We start from the raw sequence: 20017 nt of genomic DNA on the forward strand, positions 1-20017 counted from the left end.
CTAGGGTGCGGCGATGACGTCGATGGCGTCGACCCCGGCCTGCACCGGCAGGCGCCGCCCGCTGTCCTCGACCACCAGCGTGCCGGTGGCCTCGCCACCCGGCCCGGGCGCAGGCCCGCCCTGCGGCACGATCAGCGCGCGCTGCCCCGGCACCACCTGCTCGGACTGCAGGGCGACCGTGCGCGGGTCGGCCGACACCAAACCGGCACCGGCGAGCTGCCACACCAGGGGGGAGTACGAACTCGGCGGGTCGCACTGCCAGGTGGCCAGGCTCAGCGACATCGGCTGACCCTGCTGCCACCACAGACGCAGCACGCGCGAACTGATCGCCGACGCCGCGGGGGCGACGTCGTAGGTCTGCTGCGCGCCCGCGGCATCGGAGAAGACGACCGCGGCGTCACCGCACACGTCGCTGGTGGCGCGGTACAGCGCGTAGGCCAGGCTGCTGCCGTCCGGGCTCAGCACCGCCGCGCCGACCGGGGCGTCGGCCTGGCCCAGCGGGGCGGGTGGACCGTTGCCGCGCACCGCGTACAACGTCTCGGGTCCGCCCCCCGGTTGCCCCCCGGCCTGCGACGTACCCTCGGGGCGCGCCAGGATGGCCGTGCCGCCGCGCGCGGTGAGCAGCGCCGCGGGCCCCGCCTCGGCGACGGCGGGTAGCTCGACCAGCTGCCGCAGCATCGGCCGGGCGTCCTGGGCGGCCAGGTCGGCGGTCATCAGCCGATTCGGCTGCTCCCACCACACGACGGTGGCGGCGCCGCCGGTGCCCAGCGGCGTCGCGGCCGGCACGGCGACGGTGCGCGACTTCTTGGTGGCGACGTCCAGCACCACCAGCCCGTCCCGGCCCATCGCGAACACGTACTTGCCGTCCTCGGTGACCAGCGGGTCCGCCGACGGCGCGAACGTCCCCTTGGCGCTGGCGACCTTCTCGGTGCCGTCGACGACGCCGATCTCGGTGGCCGAGCGGTAGGCCACCAACGGCCCATCGGACGCCGCCGGAGCGGTGGTCGAGGGTGCGGCCACGCCGGGCGGGCCGGTGGGGACCAGCGGCACGTTCGGCGCCGACGTGCTGCATGCCGAAAGGAGCAGGCCGACGCCGAGGATCACGGCCGCCCGTTGGCTTCGAAGTCGCGTCCTCATTGGCTCCATGTAAGCCGAAGACTCCGCGAAGGTGAGAATCCGCTGGCCGTGCGAAGGTGGGACGCGTGGCCTCCCATCCAGACGCACGCCCCGACGAACCCGGCGTCGGTCGCCTCGGCGCGACCTCCATCGACTGTCCCGATCCCGACGCACTGGCCGATTTCTACGCCGCGCTGCTCGGCATGCGCCTGCTGTTCCGGACGCCCGACGGCGGCATCGTGGCGATCACCGACGGCGCGCAGACCCTGGCGATGATGCGGGTGCCCGACCATGCGGCCCCCACGTGGCCCGAACCCGGACGGCCGCAGCAGATGCATCTCGACGTGTCGGTGGCCGATCTCGACGTCGCGGTGGCGCGCGCCGTGGAGCTGGGCGCCCGCGAACACGGATTCCAGGCCGACCCCGCGCGCTGGCGCGTGCTGGTGGACCCGGCGGGCCATCCCTTCTGCCTGACGACGGTCGGTCCGGCCTGACGCCTATCCTGGCCCGAGTGTCCGAATCGCCGCCCGATGCCCGGCCCGACGCCCGGCCCGACGTCCGTGCTTTGCGCGGTCGGCTCGACGGGCTGACGCTGCGCGACGCCGCCCGGCTGGGCCGTACGCTGCGCCGGACCCGCCACGTGACCGCCGAACAGCTCGACCGGCTCGAGCGTCAGTTCGTCACCGCGGAGGCGTTGGTCGCCACGCGCGCGGCCGCCGTTCCGCAGATCACCTACCCCGACCTGCCGGTGAGCGAGCGCCGCGACGACATCGCCGCCGCCGTCCGCGACCACCAGGTGGTGGTGGTCGCCGGCGAGACCGGTTCGGGCAAGACCACCCAGCTGCCCAAGATCTGTCTGGACCTCGGCCGCGGCGTGCGCGGCACGATCGGCCACACCCAGCCCCGCCGACTGGCGGCCCGCACGGTCGCCCAGCGCGTCGCCGACGAACTGGGCAGTGAACTCGGCGACGTCGTCGGCTACACCGTGCGGTTCACCGACCAGGCGAGCGACCGCACCCTGGTCAAGCTGATGACCGACGGCATCCTGCTCGCCGAGATCCAGCGCGACCGTCGGCTGCTGGCCTACGACACGCTGATCCTCGACGAGGCGCACGAACGCAGCCTCAACGTCGACTTCCTGCTCGGCTACCTCCGGGAACTGCTGCCCCGCCGCCCGGATCTCAAGGTCATCGTGACCTCGGCGACCATCGAGCCCGAACGCTTCGCGGCGCACTTCGCCCACGACGGGCGGCCTGCGCCCATCGTCGAGGTGTCGGGCCGCACCTACCCCGTGGAGATCCGGTATCGCCCGCTCGAGGTCCCGGTCGCGGACCCCGACGGCGGGGTCGGCACCGATCCGGACGACCCGGACGACGACACCGGCGTGACGAACGGTGAGGTGCGCGACGTCACCGAGGCCATCGTCGACGCCGTACGCGAACTCGAGGCCGAGCCGCCGGGTGACGTGCTGGTGTTCCTGTCCGGGGAGCGCGAGATCCGCGACACCGCGGAGGCGTTGCGCGACGCCCTCTCCGGCGACGTGTTCCCCACCGAGGTGCTGCCGCTGTACGCGCGTCTGCCCACCGCCGAGCAGCAGAAGGTGTTCACACCCCACGCCAACCGGCGGGTGGTGCTCGCCACCAACGTCGCCGAGACGTCGTTGACGGTGCCCGGCATCCGCTACGTCGTCGACCCGGGAACCGCCCGCATCTCGCGGTTCAGCCGCCGCACCAAGGTGCAGCGGCTGCCCATCGAGCCCATCTCCCAGGCCTCGGCGGCGCAACGCGCGGGCCGCTCGGGCCGCACCGCGCCCGGTGTGTGCATCCGCCTCTACTCCGAGCAGGACTTCGCATCTCGGCCCCGCTACACCGATCCGGAGATCCTGCGGACCAACCTGGCGGCGGTCATCCTGCAGATGGCCGCATTGGGACTCGGCGACGTGGAGGCGTTCGGGTTCCTGGATCCGCCGGATGCCCGCAGCGTCCGCGACGGCGTGGCCCTGCTGCAGGAACTGGGCGCCTTCGACCGCGAGGCCGCCATCACCGACGTCGGTCGCCGGTTGGCGCGCCTGCCGCTGGATCCCCGCATCGGCCGGATGATCCTGCAGGCCGACGTCGAGGGATGCGTCCGCGAGGTGCTCGTGCTCGCAGCCGCCCTGTCGATCCCCGATCCGCGGGAACGGCCGACCGACCGTGAGGAGGCGGCCAAGCAGAAGCACGCCCGCTTCGCCGACGAACACTCCGACTTCGTGTCGTTCCTCAACCTGTGGCGCTACGTCTCCGAGCAGCGCACCGAGCGCTCGGGCAGCTCGTTCCGCAGGATGTGCCGCGAGGAGTTCCTGCACTACCTGCGCATCCGCGAATGGCAGGACCTCACCGGTCAACTACGAAGCATCGCACGGGATCTCGGCATCCGCGAGCAGGACGAGCCGGCGGATCCCGCGCGGGTGCACGCCGCGCTGGTGTCCGGGCTGCTGTCCCACGTCGGGCTGCGGGAAGGCGACGGCAAGGAGCGGCCCCGTGGTGGCCGGGCGGAGTATCAGGGGGCACGCAACTCGCGGTTCGTGCTGGCGCCGGGATCGGTGCTGTCGCGCAAGCCGCCGCGCTGGGTCGTGGTCGCCGACCTGGTGGAGACCAGCCGATTGTTCGGCCGGGTGGCGGCCCGCATCGAGCCGGACACCGTCGAGCGCGTCGCCGGAGACCTGTTGCAGCGCAGCTACAGTGAGCCGCACTGGGATGCCCAGCGGGGTGCGGTCATGGCGTTCGAACGCGTCACGCTCTACGGTCTGCCGTTGGTGCCGCGCAGGCGGATCGGCTACGCGCAGGTCGACCCCGTGCTGTGCCGCGAGCTGTTCATCCGGCATGCCCTCGTGGAGGGCGACTGGCAGACACGGCACCACTTCTTCCGTGACAACGCCCGGCTGCTCGCCGAACTCGCCGAGGTCGAGGAGCGGGCCCGGCGCCGCGACCTGCTGGTGGGCGATGACGAGATCTACGCCTGGTATGACTCCCGGGTGCCGGCAGACGTCGTGTCTGCCAAGCACTTCGATGCGTGGTGGAAGAAGCAGCGGCACCGCACCCCGGAACTGCTGACGTTCACGCGTGCAGACCTGCTGCGCGCTGACGGCGAGCAGGATCAGCCCGATGCGTGGCGCAGCGGCGACCTGTCGCTGCCGCTGACCTACCGCTTCGAACCGGGAGCCGAGGACGACGGCATCACCGTGCACGTCCCCGTCGAGGTCCTGGCTCGGCTCGGTGGCGACGAGTTCGCTTGGCACGTGCCGGCCTTGCGCGAGGAGCTGGTGACCGCGCTGCTGAAGTCACTGCCGAAGGAGCTGCGCCGCAACTTCGTTCCGGTTCCCGACACCGCGCGCGCCGTCCTGCCGGATCTCGCACCCGGCGACGAACCGCTGCTGGTGGCCCTGCAGCGGGAACTGCGCAGGCGCAGCGGCGTGGTGGTACCGCTGGACGCCTTCGACCTGGACAAGTTGCCCCCGCACCTGCGCGTCACCTTCGCCGTCCAGGGCGCCGACGGCGCCGAGGTGGCGCGCGGCAAGGACCTCGAGCGCTTGCAGCAGGACCTGGCCGTGCCCATGCAGCGGGCGGTCGCCGACGCCGTCGCCGGCGGCCTGGCCCGCACCGGATTGCGTTCGTGGCCAGAAGATCTCGACGAGATTCCACGGTCGGTCGAGAACACCCACGCCGGACACGCCGTGCGCGGATACCCGGCGCTGGTGGACCACGGGTCGAGCGTCGCCCTGGAGGTGTTCGCCTCGGCGGCCGAGCAGCGCGCGCACATGCCCGCGGGCGTTCGCAGGCTCCTGCGGCTGGACGTGCCGTCGCCGGCCAAGGCCGTGGAACGCGCCCTGGACCCGCGCACCCGCCTGCTGGTCGGGGTGAATCCCGACGGTTCGCTGCCGGCGTTGGCCGAGGACTGCGCCGACGCCGCCGTCGACGCGATGCTGGCGGCGCCGGTGTGGACCCGCGGCGAATACCAGGCGGCACGCGCCAAGGTGGCGGGTGCCTTGGTACCGACGACGCTGGACCTCGTCAAGCGGGTTGCCACCGTGCTGGCCGCCGCGCACGAGGCGCGCGTGGCGATTCCGGACCCGGTACCCGCGGCGCAGGCGGCCGCGGTGGCCGACGTCCGGACGCAACTGGACCGGCTGCTGCCCGCCGGTTTCGTCACCGCGACGGGCGCCGCTCGGTTGCCGAGCCTGACGCGCTACCTGACCGCCATCGCCCGTCGGCTCGAACGGTTGCCCCACGGCGTGGCAGCCGATTCCGAGCGGATGGCCCGGGTGGCGCGGGTGCAGGCCGAGTACGACCAGTTGCTGGCGGCGCTCCCTCCCGGCCGGGAGCAGGAGGCCGACGTGCGCGACGTCGCGCGGCAGATCGAGGAGTTCCGCGTGAGCCTGTGGGCGCAGCAGTTGGGCACGCCCCGACCCGTCAGCGAGCAACGGATCTTCAAGGCCATCGACGCCATCGGCTGAACGTCGTGACATGACACCGTCACATGCGCAATGCCTCCGCGATCAGCGCGGCCTGGGCGATCACGGCGTCCTGCCACGGCTGCAGTTGGTGGGCAGGCGAGGCGTCGAAGCTCGTCGCGAACGGATCCGGTACGCCGGTCTGGTGGCCGGTGAGCGCCTCCAGGACGGCCAGGCCGCAGAACGGCACGTGCACCGGCGAGTAGCCGCCCTCGTGCGAGAACACGATGCGACCCCCGCAGACGTTCTCGGCCAGGCCCACCAGGGCGTTGGCCATGTCCCGGAAGCCGCCGGAGGTCACCGTCATGCACCCCAGGGGGTCCACCGGGCTCGCGTCGAATCCGCTTGCGACGAACACGATGTCGGGGCGGAACCGGGTGACGGCGGGGACGGCGACCCGTTCGATGGCGGCCAGGTACGCCCCGTTGCCCGAGCCGGCAGGCAGCGCGACGTTGACGTTGGTGCCCTCGGCGCCCGGACCGCCGGTGGCGGAGACGTCGCCGGTGTCCTGCGGGAACAGCCGATCCTGGTGCAGGGACACCGTGAGCACGTCCGGGTCGTCCCAGTAGATCGACTCGGCCCCGTTGCCGTGGTGGACGTCGTAGTCGACGATGGCGACCCGCCGGACGCCGAGATGGGCGCGCGCGTACTCGATGGCGACGCCGATGTTGGAGAAGATGCAGAAGCCCATGCCGAGGTCGCGTCGGGCGTGATGACCTGGCGGCCGCACCAGCGCGTAGGCGTTGTCCACCGCGCCGGTGAGCACGGCCTCGGCGGCGGCGATGGTGCCGCCTGCGGCCAGTCGCGCGATGTCGAAGGAGCCCGGCCCGAACGGCGTGAACCCGTCGCCCCCGTCGCCACCGCGGTCGGCGCTCTCGCGTTCGATGCGGTCGACGTGGTCGGCGGTGTGCACCCGCAGCAGGTCGTCCCGGGTGGCCATCCGCGGTGCGATGCGGGTGATCTCGTCGACCATGCCGGACACCTCGACCAGTCCGGCCATCCGCGACTTGGACTCGGCGCTCTCGAACGTCATGTGCGGCTGGTTGTAGCCACCTGCGGGGTAGATGCCGACGTGGGTGCCGGTGTCGTGCCAGGCGTAGCGTTCGTGCCAGACGTATCCGGTGCGGCGACGCGCGGTCATAGTGGTCGTCCTGTCGTGTCGGGCAGCGGGGCTGCGGGGTGGCGGAGGGAGTCGAAGAGTCCGTCGACGCGGCGGCGCTCGTCGGCCGACGGCGGCAGTGCGTAGGACACGACGACGTACACGGCGACGTTGACGGCCAGCGCAGCGACCCCCGAGGTGAGCCCGCCCAGTGCGGGGATGGCGATCGGGTAGACCAGCTGCAGCACGCACGCGGTCGCGAACCCGACCACCATGGCCGCCGACGCGGCCACCGCATTGCCGCGGCGCCAGAAGATTCCGAGGAACACGGTGGGGGCCAGCTGCACGATTCCCTGATAGGACACCTGGGCCAGTGCCACCATGCCCGAGGACAACACGTCGGTGGTCGCCACCGCCACGGCCCCGGCCAACAGCGTCAGGACGCCGACGGCGATCTTGCCGGACCGGACGTCCTCGACTCGGGCGCCGCGGGCGACGCCCACGACGTCGTTGGCGATCTGCGTGCCCAGCGCCTGCAGGTTGGCTCCGACGTTGCCCATCGTGGCGGCGAGCACGCACACTCCGGCGACGGTGAGGACGACGGGTCCGCCGACGGCGGCCACCAGGAACCAGACCTCGTCGGGCGCTTCGGCGACCCCGGGCAGCGTCGAGGCCGCCACCGCGAGCAGACACAGCGCGGACCCGAAGATCAGCAGCAGTGGCGAGGCGAGCACCGCGGCGCGCTTGATGGTGTGGGTGCTGTTGGAGGTGAACAGCCGGACGAAGATGTCGGGCCAGCACCAGCCGCCCAATGCGCCGGTGGCGACGAGGGCGAACAGGTACAGCGGGCCGTCCTCGCTGCCGGGCCCGGGCAGCGTCAGCAGAGCGGGGTCGACGTCGCCGAAGCCGTGCCCGTTGGTGAGCAGCCAGGTGAGCAGGCCCAGGATCAGCGCCGTGCCGAGGACGTAGGCGACGATGCCCTGCACGAAGTCGCCGATGACCAGGCCGCGGGCACCCAACCGGACCGTCCACCACTGCCGGACGACGATGACGGCGATCCCGATGAGGACTGCGCCGGCGGCCGGGACGGTGCCGAAGGACAGGTACTCGAAGACCAGGGTGAGTGACTGCATGCCGAGCACGATCCACGGGAACGACGCGATGATGCCGATGGCAGCGGCGATCACCCGGACCGGGGTGGACCCGTAGCGCAGCCCGAGCAGGTCCGCCTGGGTGCGCAGGTCGAACCGTCGGCCCCATTCGTGCACCGGCTCGGCCAGCAGGAACATCAGGACCACGGCCAGCAGCGAATAGGTGACGAAGTAGAAGCCGATGGCACCGGACTTGGCCGCGAGCCCGGCGAAGGCGATGAAGATCGTGCCGGGTAGCCAGGTGTTGACGAACGCCATGGCCGAGAACATGGGACCGAAAGAGCGCCCGGCGGTGGCATATTCGCTGAAGTCGGCGCTGCCGCGGGTGTGCTGTAGGACGACGAACAGCGCGATCATGAAGATCGCGACGCCGCCGTAGCCGATGACCACGTTCACGTCAGCGCCTCCCGGCCTTGGCGTCGACGAGGTACATCGCCACCACCGCCAGCACGCCGAGGGTGCCGGTGACGAGGAAGTACCAGATGCCGTAGCCGCCGACGATCCACGTCAGCGGCGGGAACAGCAGCAGCACGAACGTGGCGATCGCCAGGACGTTGACGGTCGTCGTCCGTCCGCGACTGCGGTGCGGTGGGCCGGTCCGGTCGGGCTGGTGCATCGCCGCCTCCTCTGTGCCGGAACGTTCCGGCACATGTGAGACTCGCGTCACGGCGCGCGGATGTCAAGCCCCCGCCGCCGGTTGGATCCGAGTGGACCGGATGGAGGTCCGACGGCGACCCGTGATCTCGTGGGGCCGGCCGCAGGCCGCCTCCGGCGGGGATGTGGTCCGCCGGGAGCCGTCACCTGCCGTTGTCGACGATCGCCGTCATGGCGAGCCCATGTGTGGCAGATGGTGCTCGCGCGCCCACGCATCGGCGTCGGTGCGCTCGCCCGCCTCGATGCCTTCGCTCGGAGACTTATGTGGCGAATCTCCTGCCGCGCAGCCGCTTTCCCCGCCACCCGGTGGTGGGTGGAGTCGTTCGGGGTGGTGGTAGGTGTTCACCCGGGTTTGGCCGCGGTCCAGCAGTGGGGGTGGGTGCCATTCGACCTCGTGGCGGGCGTTGATGCGGGTGGTCCAGCCGTCGGTCGTGCCGACGAGGCGGTTGTCCGCGCCGCAGGCGAGGGCGTTGTCGTTGACGTTGGTGTTGCCGCCGGCGGCGAAGTCCTTGGCCGCATGGTGGACTTGGCAGCCGTAGGCGGGCACGGTGCAACCGGGTTTGGTGCAGCCCCCGTCACGGGTGATCAGGGCGAGGCGTTGCACGACGGTGGCGGTGCGGCGGGTCTGGAAGAGGTCGAGGACCTTGCCGGTGGCGTCGTCGAACAGGGTCAGGAATCCCGTGGTGGTGGATTGGGCGGCCAGCTGCAGCATCTCGCGGCGGGTGAGCACGGTGCCGCCGCCGGTGACCCCGACGCCGGCACGGGACTCCAGATCGGCGAGGGTGGTGCGGATCAGGATCGCGGTGGGAATCCCGTTGAGCCGGCCCAGATCCCCTTTCTCCAACGCCGTGCGGTGGAGGAACGCCAACGCGTCGTGACGCCGTTGACTCAGGGTGCGGTCGTCGGCGTCGATCTGGGCCTGGCTCGGTGTGCCAGAGGTGCACGGGTTGGTGTCGGTAGGGTTGCACATGCCGGGGGCGGCGAACTTCGCCAACAGCACCTCCAGTGCGGCCCAGGCCGCGGCGGTCATCACCACGTTCACCGCCACGGTGCCGTCGGCGGCCTGCTTGCCGACGGTCATGCCGCGACGCCGCACCCCGTCCTCGTCGGCGGGTTCCGGCCCGTCTTGATCGAGCAGGTACAGCGCACGCGTGAGATCAGTGGCCAACTGATGCGGCGCCACGGTGGTGGCCGCCCGCGCCCACGCGACCTCCAACCCCGACCGCTGCACGGGGTCGACGTGGCCGGGGATCTTGGCGACGGCGTCGCGGATCACGGTCACGTGGTCGGCGTTGATCACCCCGTGCGCCACCGCAATCGCGGTCGCGGGCAGCGTGGGTGGCATCGGCTGCCCGGTCAGGGACTTTCGGGGCCCGAGGTCGGCGGCGACGGCGACGCGGCGTTTGGCTTCCCTGGGGTGCAGGTTGAGCCGGGTCTGCAGTGCATCGGCGAGACTCTTGGCGCCCAACTGCGATGGCGGGGTGTCGGCATCCAGGGAAGTGATCAGTCGGTGCTCGAGCGCGGGGATGCGACAGCGGTGGGTCTCCAGCTCGGCGAGGAGCTCCACCCGCTCGGCGGCGTCGAGTGATTCGAGGTCACAGGCGGCCAGCGCGTCGACGGCGGCGCGCAACGCTGCCACCGCCTCTGCCACCGCCCCGCCCACGATCCCCGCCCGCACGCTTCGAACATACATTCGAGGTCTGACATCGCGGCCGAGTCGGTTTCCTGGCAAGGTCCTCGTCGAGCGAGTGGCTCGGCGGCTGCCGACGGTGGCTACCATGACGCCCATGGCAGCGCGGCGGGTGACGATCGTCGAGATCGCAGCCCACGTGGGGCTGTCCAAGACGACCGTGTCCGACGCCCTGCACGGCGGTGGGCGGGTGTCGCGCGCCACCGCGGACCGGGTGGCGGCCGCCGCCCGCGAACTCGGCTACGTGTCCAACCGCGCCGCCCGACAGCTACGGGGCCGCACCGTCGGCGCGTTCGGCCTCTACATCCCGCCCGTCGCACGCAATTTCAGCTTCTACATGGAGTTCGCCTTCGGTGCCGCCCACGGCTCGGCCGAACACGACGCGGATCTGACGCTGTTCGCCCGCGACGCCGCCGTCGGCCCCCGGCACTTCCAGGTGGACGGCGTGGTGGCGGTGGATCCGCTGCCCGGCGACCCGATGCTCGAACGCCTCGTCGAGGCAGGCATCCCCATGGTGACCGCAGGTCGCCCGCCGGCCGAGCTGGCGGATGCGGTGCTGGCGGTCATCGAGGCGCCGCACTCCGAGCTGGCGCGCACCGTGCTCGACCACCTCCGCCAAAGTGGTTTCCGGCGACCGTCGTTCATCGGATCCGACCAACGGTTCTTCTCGTCGTGGGCCGACGACGTCCAGCAGAGCTACCTCGACTGGTGTGCCGCACACGACGTCACACCCGACGTGCACGCCTGCCCGCTGGGCGCCTCCGCCGACCAACTGGAGGTGGCGGTGCGGGCGGCCGTCGAAGGCGCGGGCGCCGACGCCCTGGTGTGTGGACCCCAGGGATTCGCGGGCCGGTGCCAGACCATCCTGGAACGACTGGGCATCGAGGTGGGGCCCGAATTCGGATTGGCCGCGTTGAGCAGTGATCCGGCAAGTGAATTGGACAACCCGCGCCTCACCGCGGTGGACCTGTCGCCGTGGGAGTTCGGCCGCCAGGCCGTCGGCGTGCTCTCCGCCGCGATCGCCGGCACCGCCACCGGCCTGCACCGCTTCGAGAAGGTGCGCGTCCGCACGGCGTGACCCGGCTCAGACCTCCAGGCGCGCACCCACGATGACCGTGCGGTCCACCGGCAGGTTGAAGTGCGCCGCGGCGTCGGCGGCGATGTAGGACGTCGCGACGAACAGTCGTGTCCGCCAAGGCGCCATCGACGGCTCCCGGCACACCACGAGTTCCAGGTTGGACAGGAAGTACGAGGCGTGCTCCAGGTCGATCGCGCCGTCGGTCTCCTCGGGGTCCAGCAACCGCAGCGTGGCAGGCACGTCGGGTCGCTCCATGTAGCCGAAGCGGGCACTGACGAAGATGATGCCGTCGTCCTGCGGGCCCAGGTCGTCCACCGTGATGCGTTCCGAGTCCGGAACGCGCGGAACGGGTTCGGTGTCCAGCGACAGGATCACGACGTGCTCGTGCAAGATGCGGTTGTGCTCGACGTTGGTCCGCAACGACAGTGGCGCCGTCTCGGCACCGCGATTGAGGAAGATCGCGGTGCCCGGGATGCGGGTCAGGGGCGGGTCGTAGTGCAGCAGGCTGTCGACGAACGGGCGCAATGGTCCCTCCACCGCATAGCGCTTGCGCGTCACGATGCGCTGACCGCGCTGCCACGTCGTCATGACGACGAACGCGACGACGCCGATCAGCAGCGGCAACCACGCGCCGTGCACCAGCTTGGTCATGTTCGCCGCGAAGAACAGCAGGTCCACCGTCAGCAGCGCACCGCCGCCCAGGATCACCGCCCACAGCGGCCACTTCCACCGCGTGTGCGCGTAATACAGGAACAGCGTCGTCGTGATGGTGATGGTGCCCGTGACCGCCATGCCGAACGCATAGGCCAGCGCCTCCGACGACCGGAACGCGAACACCAGGATCAGCACGCCGACCATCAACAGCCCGTTGATCCACGGCACGTACACCTGGCCGATGGTCGACGCCGACGTGTGTGCGATACGCAGCCGCGGCAGATATCCCAGCTGCGCCGCCTGTGAGGCCACGCTGAACGCGCCGGTGATGACCGCCTGGGAGGCGATCACGGTGGCCGCGGTCGACAGCACGACCAGCGGGAGCAGCGCCCAGCCCGGCGCCAGCAGGAAGAACGGGCCGCTGATCTTGGATTCATCGGAGAGCAGCAGTGCCCCCTGCCCGAAGTAGCTCAGCGTGCACGCGGGCAGCACGATGCCCAGCCAGCCGATGGTGATGGCCTTGCGGCCGAAGTGGCCCATGTCGGCGTAGAGCGCCTCGGCGCCGGTGACCGAGAGCACCACGGCGGCCAGTGCGAAGAACCCGATGTGCACGTGATGGGCCATGAACGTCAAGGCGTACCAGGGGGAGAGCGACTTCAGGATCTCCGGCTCGTGGCCGATGCCGATGGCCCCCAGCGCCCCGATGGTGACGAACCACAGGATCATCACCGGGCCGAAGAACCGTCCGACGAGCGCCGTGCCGCGGCGCTGGGTGGAGAACAGCGCCAGGATGATCACCGCGGTGATCGGCACGATCCAGTCGGCCATGTCCGGTTCGACGATCTTGAGCCCCTCGACCGCCGACAGCACCGACATGGCCGGGGTGATCATGCTGTCGCCGAAGAACAGCGCGGCCCCGAAGATGCCAAGCGCGGCAAGGACGTAGGTGGTGCGGCGGCCGCGACCGTGGGCGTGTTGACGCAACAGCGTGATGAGCGCCATGATGCCGCCCTCGCCGTTGTTGTCGGCGCGCATCACCAGGGTCACGTAGGTGAGCGTGACGATCACCATCACCGACCAGAAGATCAGTGACGTGATGCCGTAGACGTTGTTCTCCGACAGGGGGACGGGATGCGGATCGCCCGGGTTGAACACCGTCTGCATGGTGTAGATCGGACTGGTGCCGATGTCACCGAAGACGACGCCCAGCGCGCCGATCACGATGCCGGTGGACAACCGGGGGACGTGCGTACTGGGTGCCGCACGCTCGGCGATGGCGGTCACGGCGTCTCCCTCGGTCGGCGGGTGGCGCGGTGATCGTATGCCACCACCTCGGCGGCCGAGGCCGCACTCGCGGGCCGGACACGCAAAAGGGCACCCAGTTTCCTGGGTGCCCCGCGTCGAACCCCGTGACGCCGAAGGTCAGCGGCTCTGGTGCACGCTCGTGTCGACGTGCGGCGCGCTGGCCGAGGTGTTGATCTGGTCGAGCCACGTGTGGTGGTCGATGCCGGCCTGAGCGGGCGCGGCGAGTCCGAGGACCGCGGCAGCCATGCCACCGGCGACGATCGAGGCGAAACCGAACTTCTTCATTGCTAGTCACTCCCTATTGACTTGTGTTCCCACTGCGTTTGACGTGTTTCCACGACGTTCCGTTCCACCTGTTTCGTGGAACCCGCTTGGTAGAACCCGGGACCGACCGTGTTTCATCCGCGTTACGAGGTGACGGTGCCCACACGCTTGCGGGCCTGCCGCTTGAGCGGCTCGGGCAACGCGTCGGCGACCAACAGGCCGGGCATCAGATCCGGCTCGAGCATCACCGCCCGGTAGACCGTCGCGATCGTCACGCCGTGATCGGGCCGGTGCACGACCTCGACGGCGTCGCCCGCCCGAACGCGGCCCGGTTCGATGATCCGCAGGTAGGCCCCGGGTGAGCCGCCATGGGTGAAGGTCTTGATCCAGCCCGGTATGCCGAGGCGCACCTCGAACGTCTTGCACGGGGTGCGGGGCCGCGTGACCTCCAGCACCAGACCGCCCGAGCCGATGCGCCACCGCTCGCCGATCACGGCGCCGGTGACGTCCACACCCGAGGTGGTGACGTTCTCGCCGAACGCCCCGTTGGGCAACTCCCGGTCCAGCCGATGCTGCCACGCGTCGAGGTCCTCGCGGGCATACGCGTACACCGCCTGGTCGTCACCGCCGTGAAAGCGCTTGTTGCCGATGCTGTCACCGACCAGCCCACTGCCGAGGCCGCTGCGCATGGACCCCGGCGGCCGCACCTCGACCGGGCCGTCCACGGGCCGCTTGTCGATGCCCGTCGTGGCCGCACTCACTCCCGGCCCGACGTGCGCGGTGTTGACCGTCAGAACGCTCGCCATGCGACCAGATTACGGTGCGCCGCGCACGCCTGCCGCGTCGCCGAGCAGTTGCCCCAGCTGGTCCAGGGGCGCGCCGGGGGCCAGCACGCGCGGCGTGTCGCCGGGCTCCGGTGCCGCCCCAGCGGCGGCGGCGGGCGGCGGCGGTCCCGCGGGTGGCGGTGGGGGCGGGACGGGTGGCGGCGGCAGGGGACGTTCCAACGTCGCGATCTTGGTCTGCAACCGGTCGGCCGACGTGGCCAGGACGTCCCGGCGCTGCGGGTCGGGGTCGGCGTTGCCGGCGAAGCACGCATCGGGCGCCGCGGTGACCGTGGCCAGTGCGGCCCGGTAACGCCGCAGCGCACCCGGCCCGTCGCCGGCCGCCACCGACTGGTCGCCGCGGGTCTCGCCGACCAGCGCCAGGTCGACCGCGGCGGGACACGATCGGGCAAGGTCCAGGGCCCTGGCGAACTGTCGCTCCGCGGCATCGAGGTCACCGTCGGCCACCGCAGCCGTACCCGCCTGCACCGCATCCGCCGCGCGCCGCTCCTGCCACGTCACCCCGCACAGCGCCACGATGCCCGCGATCACCAGCAACACCACGGGCGCAGACCACAGCAGCAACCGGCGCCTCACGGCAGCACCACCCGGGCCCTGGCCGCCCGCACCTCGCGCAACGTCAGCACCAGTTCGACGAGTACCAGCAGCGCCGCGAGTATCGCAGGCCCCCAATAGAGTTCGGTGGGCTGCGCCGCACCGGTGAGCGCACCGGGATCAGACGGCGGGTCGGCGTCGTCGAACATGGCAGCGTCGCCCGACGCCACGTAGGGCACACCCAGTTGCCCGGCGACGGCGCGTAATGCGGGCTCGGTCTGCGCCGGTCCGTAGCCGACGACGGCGCCACCGTCGACGGACCCCTCGACCAGGTTGAACTCCCGCTGCGGGACCTCGCTGCCCGGCGCGCCGGCACCGAAGTAGAACACCAGGTTCTGCGCGCGCGGGAACTGCTGTCGCGCACCGATCAGCTGATACCGCAACACGTTTCCCGCCGCACCGGCGTTGGCCTGCGTCACCTCCTGCTCCGAGGGCGGCGACGGCGTCATGGCTCCCAGCACGGGCCGCAGACTCCACACGTCGGCCGACAGTGGCCATTCCAACCGCGGCGTCGACGAGAACGCGATGACCGCGACGCGCGCGGCGGGATAGCGGTCCAGCACCGACTCGACGTCGGTGCGCGTGCGGTCCACCTCGTCCGCCATGGCCGGCGAGCGGTCGATCACCAGGAACACGTTGGGCTGCCCGTCGGCGGCGCCTGCCGGCGTGGCCCGCTCGTCGTCCCCGAGCACCGGACGCGTCGCGGCGAGCAGCAGCAGGCCCGCCGCGACCGTCATGCCCGCCCAACGCCACGTCCTTGCCGACGACCGGCGCGCCCGCCGCCACCCCGCGCCGCACCCCACCGCCAGGGCCACCGCGACGATGGCCAGGACGACGGGATGCACGATCGGATGAAACGTCATGGCCGCCACCCGGTGAGCGGGATCAGTGCCAGCCCCGCCAGCGCGACGAGCGCGATGCCGAGTGGAGCGTCGGGGGTATCGGGGGTGGAGGCACGCACCTGCGGCCCGGATCGGTCGGTGGGCGCCGGTGGGTGTTCCCGAATGTCCTGGAGGGCGCCGGCGACCCCCGATGCGAGACGGTACGAGCGGCCGCCCGTCGCCGCCGCCAGATCGGCGAGGCCGGGATTGGGGGGATCGCTGGTCACCACGTTGACCTGCACGCCGGCCGCGCGGACCAGGTCACGCAGTCGCTCGGCGTCGAACACCGCGGGTCGATCGTCACCGGGCAGGGTCCCGGGACCCAGGTACACCAGCGAACGGCGTTGGGCGCCGACGGCCTCGAACCCGGGAAAGCCGGTGATGCACAGCGCGAGCACGTCGTCGACGTGCGGCGCGTAGTTCGCGTAGGCCACCGCGGGCGCGAAACCCGTTGCAGCGAAGCTGGAGTACTCGGCGAACCGGCCGATCGCGAATTGGTGATCGCGGGTCATGGGCACCACGCGGCGGTTGAGCGACGTCAACCCGATGCGCTGGGTGTCGAACGACGGGATCAGTCCGGCGAACCAGCGCATGGCCGCGGCCACCGCCGGGTCGTCGGGCGTGGCCCCCGCACACACCATGACGTCCTCGGGCTGCGCCGTGGCGGTGTCGAGCGCCGCGGTCGGCAGCCCTGTGGGCCGCGCCGCGGTCACCACCGACGCCGTCAGCGCGATGCCCAGCAGCGCCACCGTGGCCACCGTCGCGACGGCGCGTCGGCGCGCCGCCCGAACGTAGGCGGGCAAGCTGGTCAGCCGAGACACGTTGGCCAGCGGTCGCACCGCACCCTGCCGGCCCACCGATCCCAGCATCGCCACCACGATGCCCGCGGCCAGCGCCACGCACGCCGCGATGACGACCCACCACCACCTCAACTCCACGACAGGATCAACTCCTCGGTGGCGGCGCTCAGCGCGCGGGCATCCTCGCCCGACCGATCGTTGAACTGAACGTCGTTGATGCGAGCCAGGATCGGGGCGGCCGGCGCCAGCACCCCGTCGGCCATCTCGTCGACCTGCAGGTACCGCGCCGGCGTCCCGGTGACGTGCTGCAGGAAGCCGCGTAGCGCAGTGCTCAGCTCGGCGCCCGCCGCCGCCGCGGTGATCTCCCCGCGCTCGCAACGCTCGCCGATGCGACGGACCTCGCGGGCGAAGCGCCGCCGTGCCACGGACTCGCGGGTGCGCGCCAGCATGCCGGGCGGCCGCTCCGAGGTCCTGGGCCGGGTCCACGCGAACAACCAGGCGTACCAGACGATCAGCGCCACGGCCAGCGCGGCCGCAGCCCACAGCCACGTCGCGGGCACCGGATCCGGCCCGGTGACGAACCGCAGCAGGTCATCCGGCACGCGCGAACACCTCTGCCATGCCGATCAGGCCCGCGCGCACGCCACGACTGCTCTCCACCAGCGCGTACGGCACACCGTGCGAGTTCATGGTGTCCCGGAGTCGTTGTCGGCGTTCGTTTTCGGCCTCCTCATAGGCCCGCACCACGTCGCCGCCCAGATCGCCGAGCAGGCGCGCGCCGGTGGTCACGTCGACCCCCGGCACGTCGTCGGCCACGGCGGAGTGGTCGACCGTCATCGCCCACATCACGTCGTGGCGACTGCGCACGCGCCGCAGCAACTCGTCGGTGTCGTCGTCGACGTCGGGTTCGCTGGAGACCACGACCACCAGGTGGGGGCGTCGCACGTGCTCGGCCACCCACCGCAACTGCGTCATGACGTCGCTGGGCCCCGGACGGCGCGTCGCATGGTCCAGGTAGTGCTCCAGTAGGTACTCCACGTGGGTCTCCCCGCGGCGCAACCGGATGTCCACGCTGCCCCTGGCATCGCCGAACACCATGCCGATCTCGTCGGCGCGACGCAACGTCACCAGCCCCAGTGCGCCGATCATCGTCGCCGCGACGGCGCGCTTGCGTTCCCCCGTCGGCGTCACCGCGGACATGTCGACACCCGCGTCGGCCACCACCAAGATCTTGTGGTGCTTCTCCGAGACGAAGCGCTTGATCAGCACGTCGCCGGACCGGGCGGTGGCCTTCCAGTCGATGTCGCGCACGTCGTCACCGCGCACGTAAGGCCGCAGGTCGTCGAATTCCAAACTGCGCGAGTGGATCAGCGCATACCGACCGCCGTCGAGTAGGCCGCCGACGTCGCGTCCGAAGTGCGCCCTGGCGCGGTCGAGATGCGTGCCCACGAGCGCGTCAGGGGACCGGGACGGCGCGCACCACGGCGTCGACCACCGTATCGGCGGTGATGCGTTGGCTGGCCGCCTCGAAACCGAGGATCAGACGGTGCCGCAGCACGCGGTGGGCAAGCGCGGCAAGGTCTTCGGGCATGACGTGGCCGCGCCCGCGCAGCAGCGCCAGCGCCCGGGCGGTGCGGCAGAAGGCGATGGTGGCCCGCGGGCTGGCCCCGTACTCGACCAGCCGGGCCAGGCCTGCGGGCAGGTGTTCGTCGGGGAAGCGGGTGACCTCCACCAGGCGGCTGGCGTACGCGATCAACGCGCGGTCCATGTGCACCGCCGCGGTGACCCGCTGGGCATGACGCACGTCGTCGAGACCGACGGCGGGCGGCGTGCGATGTTCGCGGTCGAACAGCCCCGCATCCATGCGGGCGATGACCTCGACCTCCTCGTCGGCGGTCGGGTAGCCCACCAGCTCCTTGAGCATGAACCGGTCGGTCTGTGCTTCCGAGAGGGGGTAGGTGCCCTCCTGGTCGACGGGGTTCTGGGTGGCGATCACCAGGAACGGCTCGGGAATCGGATACTCGACGCCGGCGATCGTGGTCTGCCGCTCCTCCATGGCCTCCAGCATGGCGCTCTGCGTCTTGGCGCTCGACCGGTTGATCTCGTCGAGGAGCACCAGGTTGGCGTGCACCGGGCCCAACTGCGTGGCGAACGAGTTGGTGCGCGCCTCGTAGATCTGTGTCCCGAGGATGTCGCTGGGCAGCAGGTCGGGCGTGCACTGGATGCGGCGGAACTCCCCGTGCACGGATTCGGCGACGACGCGGGCCGCGGTGGTCTTGGCCAGGCCCGGGACGCTCTCGATCAGCAGGTGACCCCCGGCGAGCAGGGCCACCAGCATCGACTCGCGCAGATGCAGTTGGCCCACCACCTTGGCGGAGAACGCCGAGGCCACCGCGTCCACGGTGCGCAGGGCGGTGTCGAGATCGGCACGGTCGAGTTGGCTGCGGGCTGCTGTCATGACCGATCGTGATTACCCGGATGTCCGCGTTTCACGCCCGCGCGTCCACTCCCCACCCGGCGCTCCCGGTCTCGGCGCGTCGCTTGCCGAGGCGTGTGCGGTCGAGGGGCGCCGCCGACGACGCTCAGCCGGGATGCGGCAGGAAGGTCTGCATCTGCAGGGGATACCCCAGGTCGGTAGGTTCATGGGCGTCATGCTGGCTCTCCTGTTGCCCCTGGTCGGGTTCGCGTTCCTGGACTCGCTGAACGTGCTCAACCTCGGCGTCACCACCGCAGTGGTCTACGACAGCAGGCTCAGCAGGCGTTCCCCTCTGCCTGCCGGGGTCAGCTTCATCCTGGGCGTGTTCGTCGCGGCCACCACGTTCGGCATCGTCACGGTGTTGGGGCTGAACTTGCTGAGCCAGCGCGCCGAGTTCGACGTGACGCCGACCGTGCGGTACTGGGCGCAGCTGGTGCTCGGACTGGTGCTCGTCGCGGTGGCGGCGTTCACCGGCGGCTCCCGCACCATCACCCCGCCGGCGTGGGCGTTGCAGGCGGCACGCCGCAACCCGTGGCTGTTCGGCGTGGTGGGTGTGGTCATCGGCTTCGGACAGGCGCCGACGTCGGTGCCCTACCTCAGTGCGCTGGCGCTGCTCTCGACGCACGCGGCGCTCGATGCGGTGTGGCCGGCCGTCATCGTCGTCTACTGCGCGGTCGCGCTGATCCCGTCGATGCTGGTGCTGGGGCTCTCGACCGTGCGGACCATCCGCTCCCGGCGGATCCAGCACCGCATCGTGCGCGCGCTCACGCGCTTCGGGCCGCCGGTGGTGCGGACCCTGTTCCTCGTCCTCGGGGTGGCGCTGGTGGTGGGCGCGCTGGTCAACTACCGAGTGCTGTGGTGAGTCGCCGCGCCCCAGTCTCCCCGCGAGCAGACGCATGTGTCCGCGAAACCCGAGGTGAACGC

18 protein-coding genes are annotated in these 20017 nt (G+C 71.3%); 4 read left to right on the forward strand and 14 right to left on the reverse strand.

The annotated features are described in order from the left end of the window. On the reverse strand, positions 1 to 1137 hold the full coding sequence (locus tag AC30CM_RS05565) for a hypothetical protein (RefSeq protein ID WP_490115828.1): 1137 nt from the start codon (positions 1135 to 1137) through the stop codon (positions 1 to 3). Between the two features lie 65 nt (positions 1138 to 1202). Here AC30CM_RS05565 and AC30CM_RS05570 point away from each other — a divergent pair, with 65 nt between their 5' ends. Together AC30CM_RS05570 and hrpA are read left to right on the forward strand one after the other, a co-directional pair. After that, positions 1203 to 1610 carry a VOC family protein gene (locus tag AC30CM_RS05570; RefSeq protein WP_490115829.1) on the forward strand — a complete coding sequence of 136 codons (408 nt, stop codon included), beginning with the start codon at positions 1203 to 1205 and terminating at the stop codon, positions 1608 to 1610. 8 nt (positions 1611 to 1618) lie between these two features. Next, on the forward strand, positions 1619 to 5608 hold the full coding sequence (gene hrpA, locus AC30CM_RS05575) for an ATP-dependent RNA helicase HrpA (protein ID WP_490115880.1): 3990 nt from the start codon (positions 1619 to 1621) through the stop codon (positions 5606 to 5608). 19 nt (positions 5609 to 5627) lie between these two features. Here the strand turns inward: hrpA and AC30CM_RS05580 are convergent, their stop codons facing one another. From AC30CM_RS05580 to AC30CM_RS05595, 4 genes are all read right to left on the reverse strand, one after another. After that, positions 5628 to 6746, reverse strand: coding sequence for a class II histone deacetylase (locus tag AC30CM_RS05580; protein ID WP_490115830.1), 1119 nt, complete (start codon positions 6744 to 6746; stop codon positions 5628 to 5630). Then, positions 6743 to 8251 carry a sodium:solute symporter family transporter gene (locus AC30CM_RS05585; protein ID WP_490115831.1) on the reverse strand — a complete coding sequence of 503 codons (1509 nt, stop codon included), beginning with the start codon at positions 8249 to 8251 and terminating at the stop codon, positions 6743 to 6745. Before AC30CM_RS05585 ends, AC30CM_RS05580 begins: the two co-directional genes overlap by 4 nt. A gap of 1 nt (position 8252) precedes the next feature. Then, the gene (locus AC30CM_RS05590) at positions 8253 to 8471 is read right to left on the reverse strand and encodes a hypothetical protein (protein WP_490115832.1); all 219 of its coding nucleotides are present in this window, start codon (positions 8469 to 8471) and stop codon (positions 8253 to 8255) included. Between the two features lie 207 nt (positions 8472 to 8678). Next, positions 8679 to 10187 (reverse strand): HNH endonuclease signature motif containing protein, encoded by a 1509-nt coding sequence (locus tag AC30CM_RS05595; RefSeq protein WP_490115833.1) that lies wholly within the window; start codon positions 10185 to 10187, stop codon positions 8679 to 8681. A 109-nt stretch (positions 10188 to 10296) separates the two neighbouring features. Here AC30CM_RS05595 and AC30CM_RS05600 point away from each other — a divergent pair, with 109 nt between their 5' ends. Beyond that, positions 10297 to 11277, forward strand: a complete 981-nt coding sequence (locus AC30CM_RS05600; protein WP_490115834.1) for a LacI family DNA-binding transcriptional regulator — start codon at positions 10297 to 10299, stop codon at positions 11275 to 11277. 6 nt (positions 11278 to 11283) lie between these two features. On the opposite strand, the gene AC30CM_RS05605 is transcribed toward AC30CM_RS05600, so the two are convergent. From AC30CM_RS05605 to AC30CM_RS05645, 9 genes are all read right to left on the reverse strand, one after another. Continuing rightward, the gene (locus AC30CM_RS05605) at positions 11284 to 13206 is read right to left on the reverse strand and encodes a potassium transporter Kup (protein ID WP_490115881.1); all 1923 of its coding nucleotides are present in this window, start codon (positions 13204 to 13206) and stop codon (positions 11284 to 11286) included. Positions 13207 to 13353: 147 nt separating this feature from the next. Then, a complete protein-coding gene (locus tag AC30CM_RS05610) occupies positions 13354 to 13521 on the reverse strand; it encodes a hypothetical protein (RefSeq protein ID WP_490115835.1) in 168 nt (55 codons plus the stop codon). Positions 13522 to 13643: 122 nt separating this feature from the next. Then, complete coding sequence (locus AC30CM_RS05615; RefSeq protein WP_490115836.1) at positions 13644 to 14306, reverse strand: MOSC domain-containing protein; 663 nt, start codon at positions 14304 to 14306, stop codon at positions 13644 to 13646. Positions 14307 to 14315: 9 nt separating this feature from the next. Next, the gene (locus AC30CM_RS05620; protein WP_490115837.1) at positions 14316 to 14918 is read right to left on the reverse strand and encodes a hypothetical protein; all 603 of its coding nucleotides are present in this window, start codon (positions 14916 to 14918) and stop codon (positions 14316 to 14318) included. After that, on the reverse strand, positions 14915 to 15799 hold the full coding sequence (locus tag AC30CM_RS05625) for a vWA domain-containing protein (RefSeq protein ID WP_490115838.1): 885 nt from the start codon (positions 15797 to 15799) through the stop codon (positions 14915 to 14917). Before AC30CM_RS05625 ends, AC30CM_RS05620 begins: the two co-directional genes overlap by 4 nt. Next, positions 15796 to 16755 carry a hypothetical protein gene (locus tag AC30CM_RS05630; RefSeq protein ID WP_490115839.1) on the reverse strand — a complete coding sequence of 320 codons (960 nt, stop codon included), beginning with the start codon at positions 16753 to 16755 and terminating at the stop codon, positions 15796 to 15798. The genes AC30CM_RS05625 and AC30CM_RS05630 overlap by 4 nt, the downstream gene beginning before the upstream one ends. Further along, positions 16746 to 17219 (reverse strand): hypothetical protein, encoded by a 474-nt coding sequence (locus tag AC30CM_RS05635; RefSeq protein WP_490115840.1) that lies wholly within the window; start codon positions 17217 to 17219, stop codon positions 16746 to 16748. Before AC30CM_RS05635 ends, AC30CM_RS05630 begins: the two co-directional genes overlap by 10 nt. Further along, positions 17209 to 18066 carry a DUF58 domain-containing protein gene (locus tag AC30CM_RS05640; protein WP_490115841.1) on the reverse strand — a complete coding sequence of 286 codons (858 nt, stop codon included), beginning with the start codon at positions 18064 to 18066 and terminating at the stop codon, positions 17209 to 17211. Before AC30CM_RS05640 ends, AC30CM_RS05635 begins: the two co-directional genes overlap by 11 nt. A gap of 7 nt (positions 18067 to 18073) precedes the next feature. Continuing rightward, positions 18074 to 19075: an AAA family ATPase gene (locus AC30CM_RS05645; RefSeq protein ID WP_490115842.1), complete on the reverse strand. Its 1002-nt coding sequence runs from the start codon at positions 19073 to 19075 to the stop codon at positions 18074 to 18076. A gap of 193 nt (positions 19076 to 19268) precedes the next feature. Here AC30CM_RS05645 and AC30CM_RS05650 point away from each other — a divergent pair, with 193 nt between their 5' ends. After that, positions 19269 to 19955 (forward strand): GAP family protein, encoded by a 687-nt coding sequence (locus tag AC30CM_RS05650; protein WP_490115843.1) that lies wholly within the window; start codon positions 19269 to 19271, stop codon positions 19953 to 19955. Positions 19956 to 20017: the final 62 nt, after the last annotated feature.

The sequence above is a fragment of the Mycobacterium sp. DHQP2018-32-09 genome (genome assembly GCF_058148405.1).

What these genes read in the sequence shown, in the direction of transcription:
- AC30CM_RS05610 (WP_490115835.1), bottom strand. Translation starts at nt 13,521, where the DNA reads ATGAAGAAGTTCGGTTTCGCCTCGATCGTCGCCGGTGGCATGGCTGCC.
- AC30CM_RS05615 (WP_490115836.1), bottom strand. Translation starts at nt 14,306, where the DNA reads ATGGCGAGCGTTCTGACGGTCAACACCGCGCACGTCGGGCCGGGAGTG.
- AC30CM_RS05580 (WP_490115830.1), bottom strand. Translation starts at nt 6,746, where the DNA reads ATGACCGCGCGTCGCCGCACCGGATACGTCTGGCACGAACGCTACGCC.
- AC30CM_RS05650 (WP_490115843.1), top strand. Translation starts at nt 19,269, where the DNA reads ATGCTGGCTCTCCTGTTGCCCCTGGTCGGGTTCGCGTTCCTGGACTCG.
- AC30CM_RS05590 (WP_490115832.1), bottom strand. Translation starts at nt 8,471, where the DNA reads ATGCACCAGCCCGACCGGACCGGCCCACCGCACCGCAGTCGCGGACGG.
- AC30CM_RS05645 (WP_490115842.1), bottom strand. Translation starts at nt 19,075, where the DNA reads ATGACAGCAGCCCGCAGCCAACTCGACCGTGCCGATCTCGACACCGCC.
- AC30CM_RS05625 (WP_490115838.1), bottom strand. Translation starts at nt 15,799, where the DNA reads ATGACGTTTCATCCGATCGTGCATCCCGTCGTCCTGGCCATCGTCGCG.
- AC30CM_RS05600 (WP_490115834.1), top strand. Translation starts at nt 10,297, where the DNA reads ATGGCAGCGCGGCGGGTGACGATCGTCGAGATCGCAGCCCACGTGGGG.
- AC30CM_RS05565 (WP_490115828.1), bottom strand. Translation starts at nt 1,137, where the DNA reads ATGAGGACGCGACTTCGAAGCCAACGGGCGGCCGTGATCCTCGGCGTC.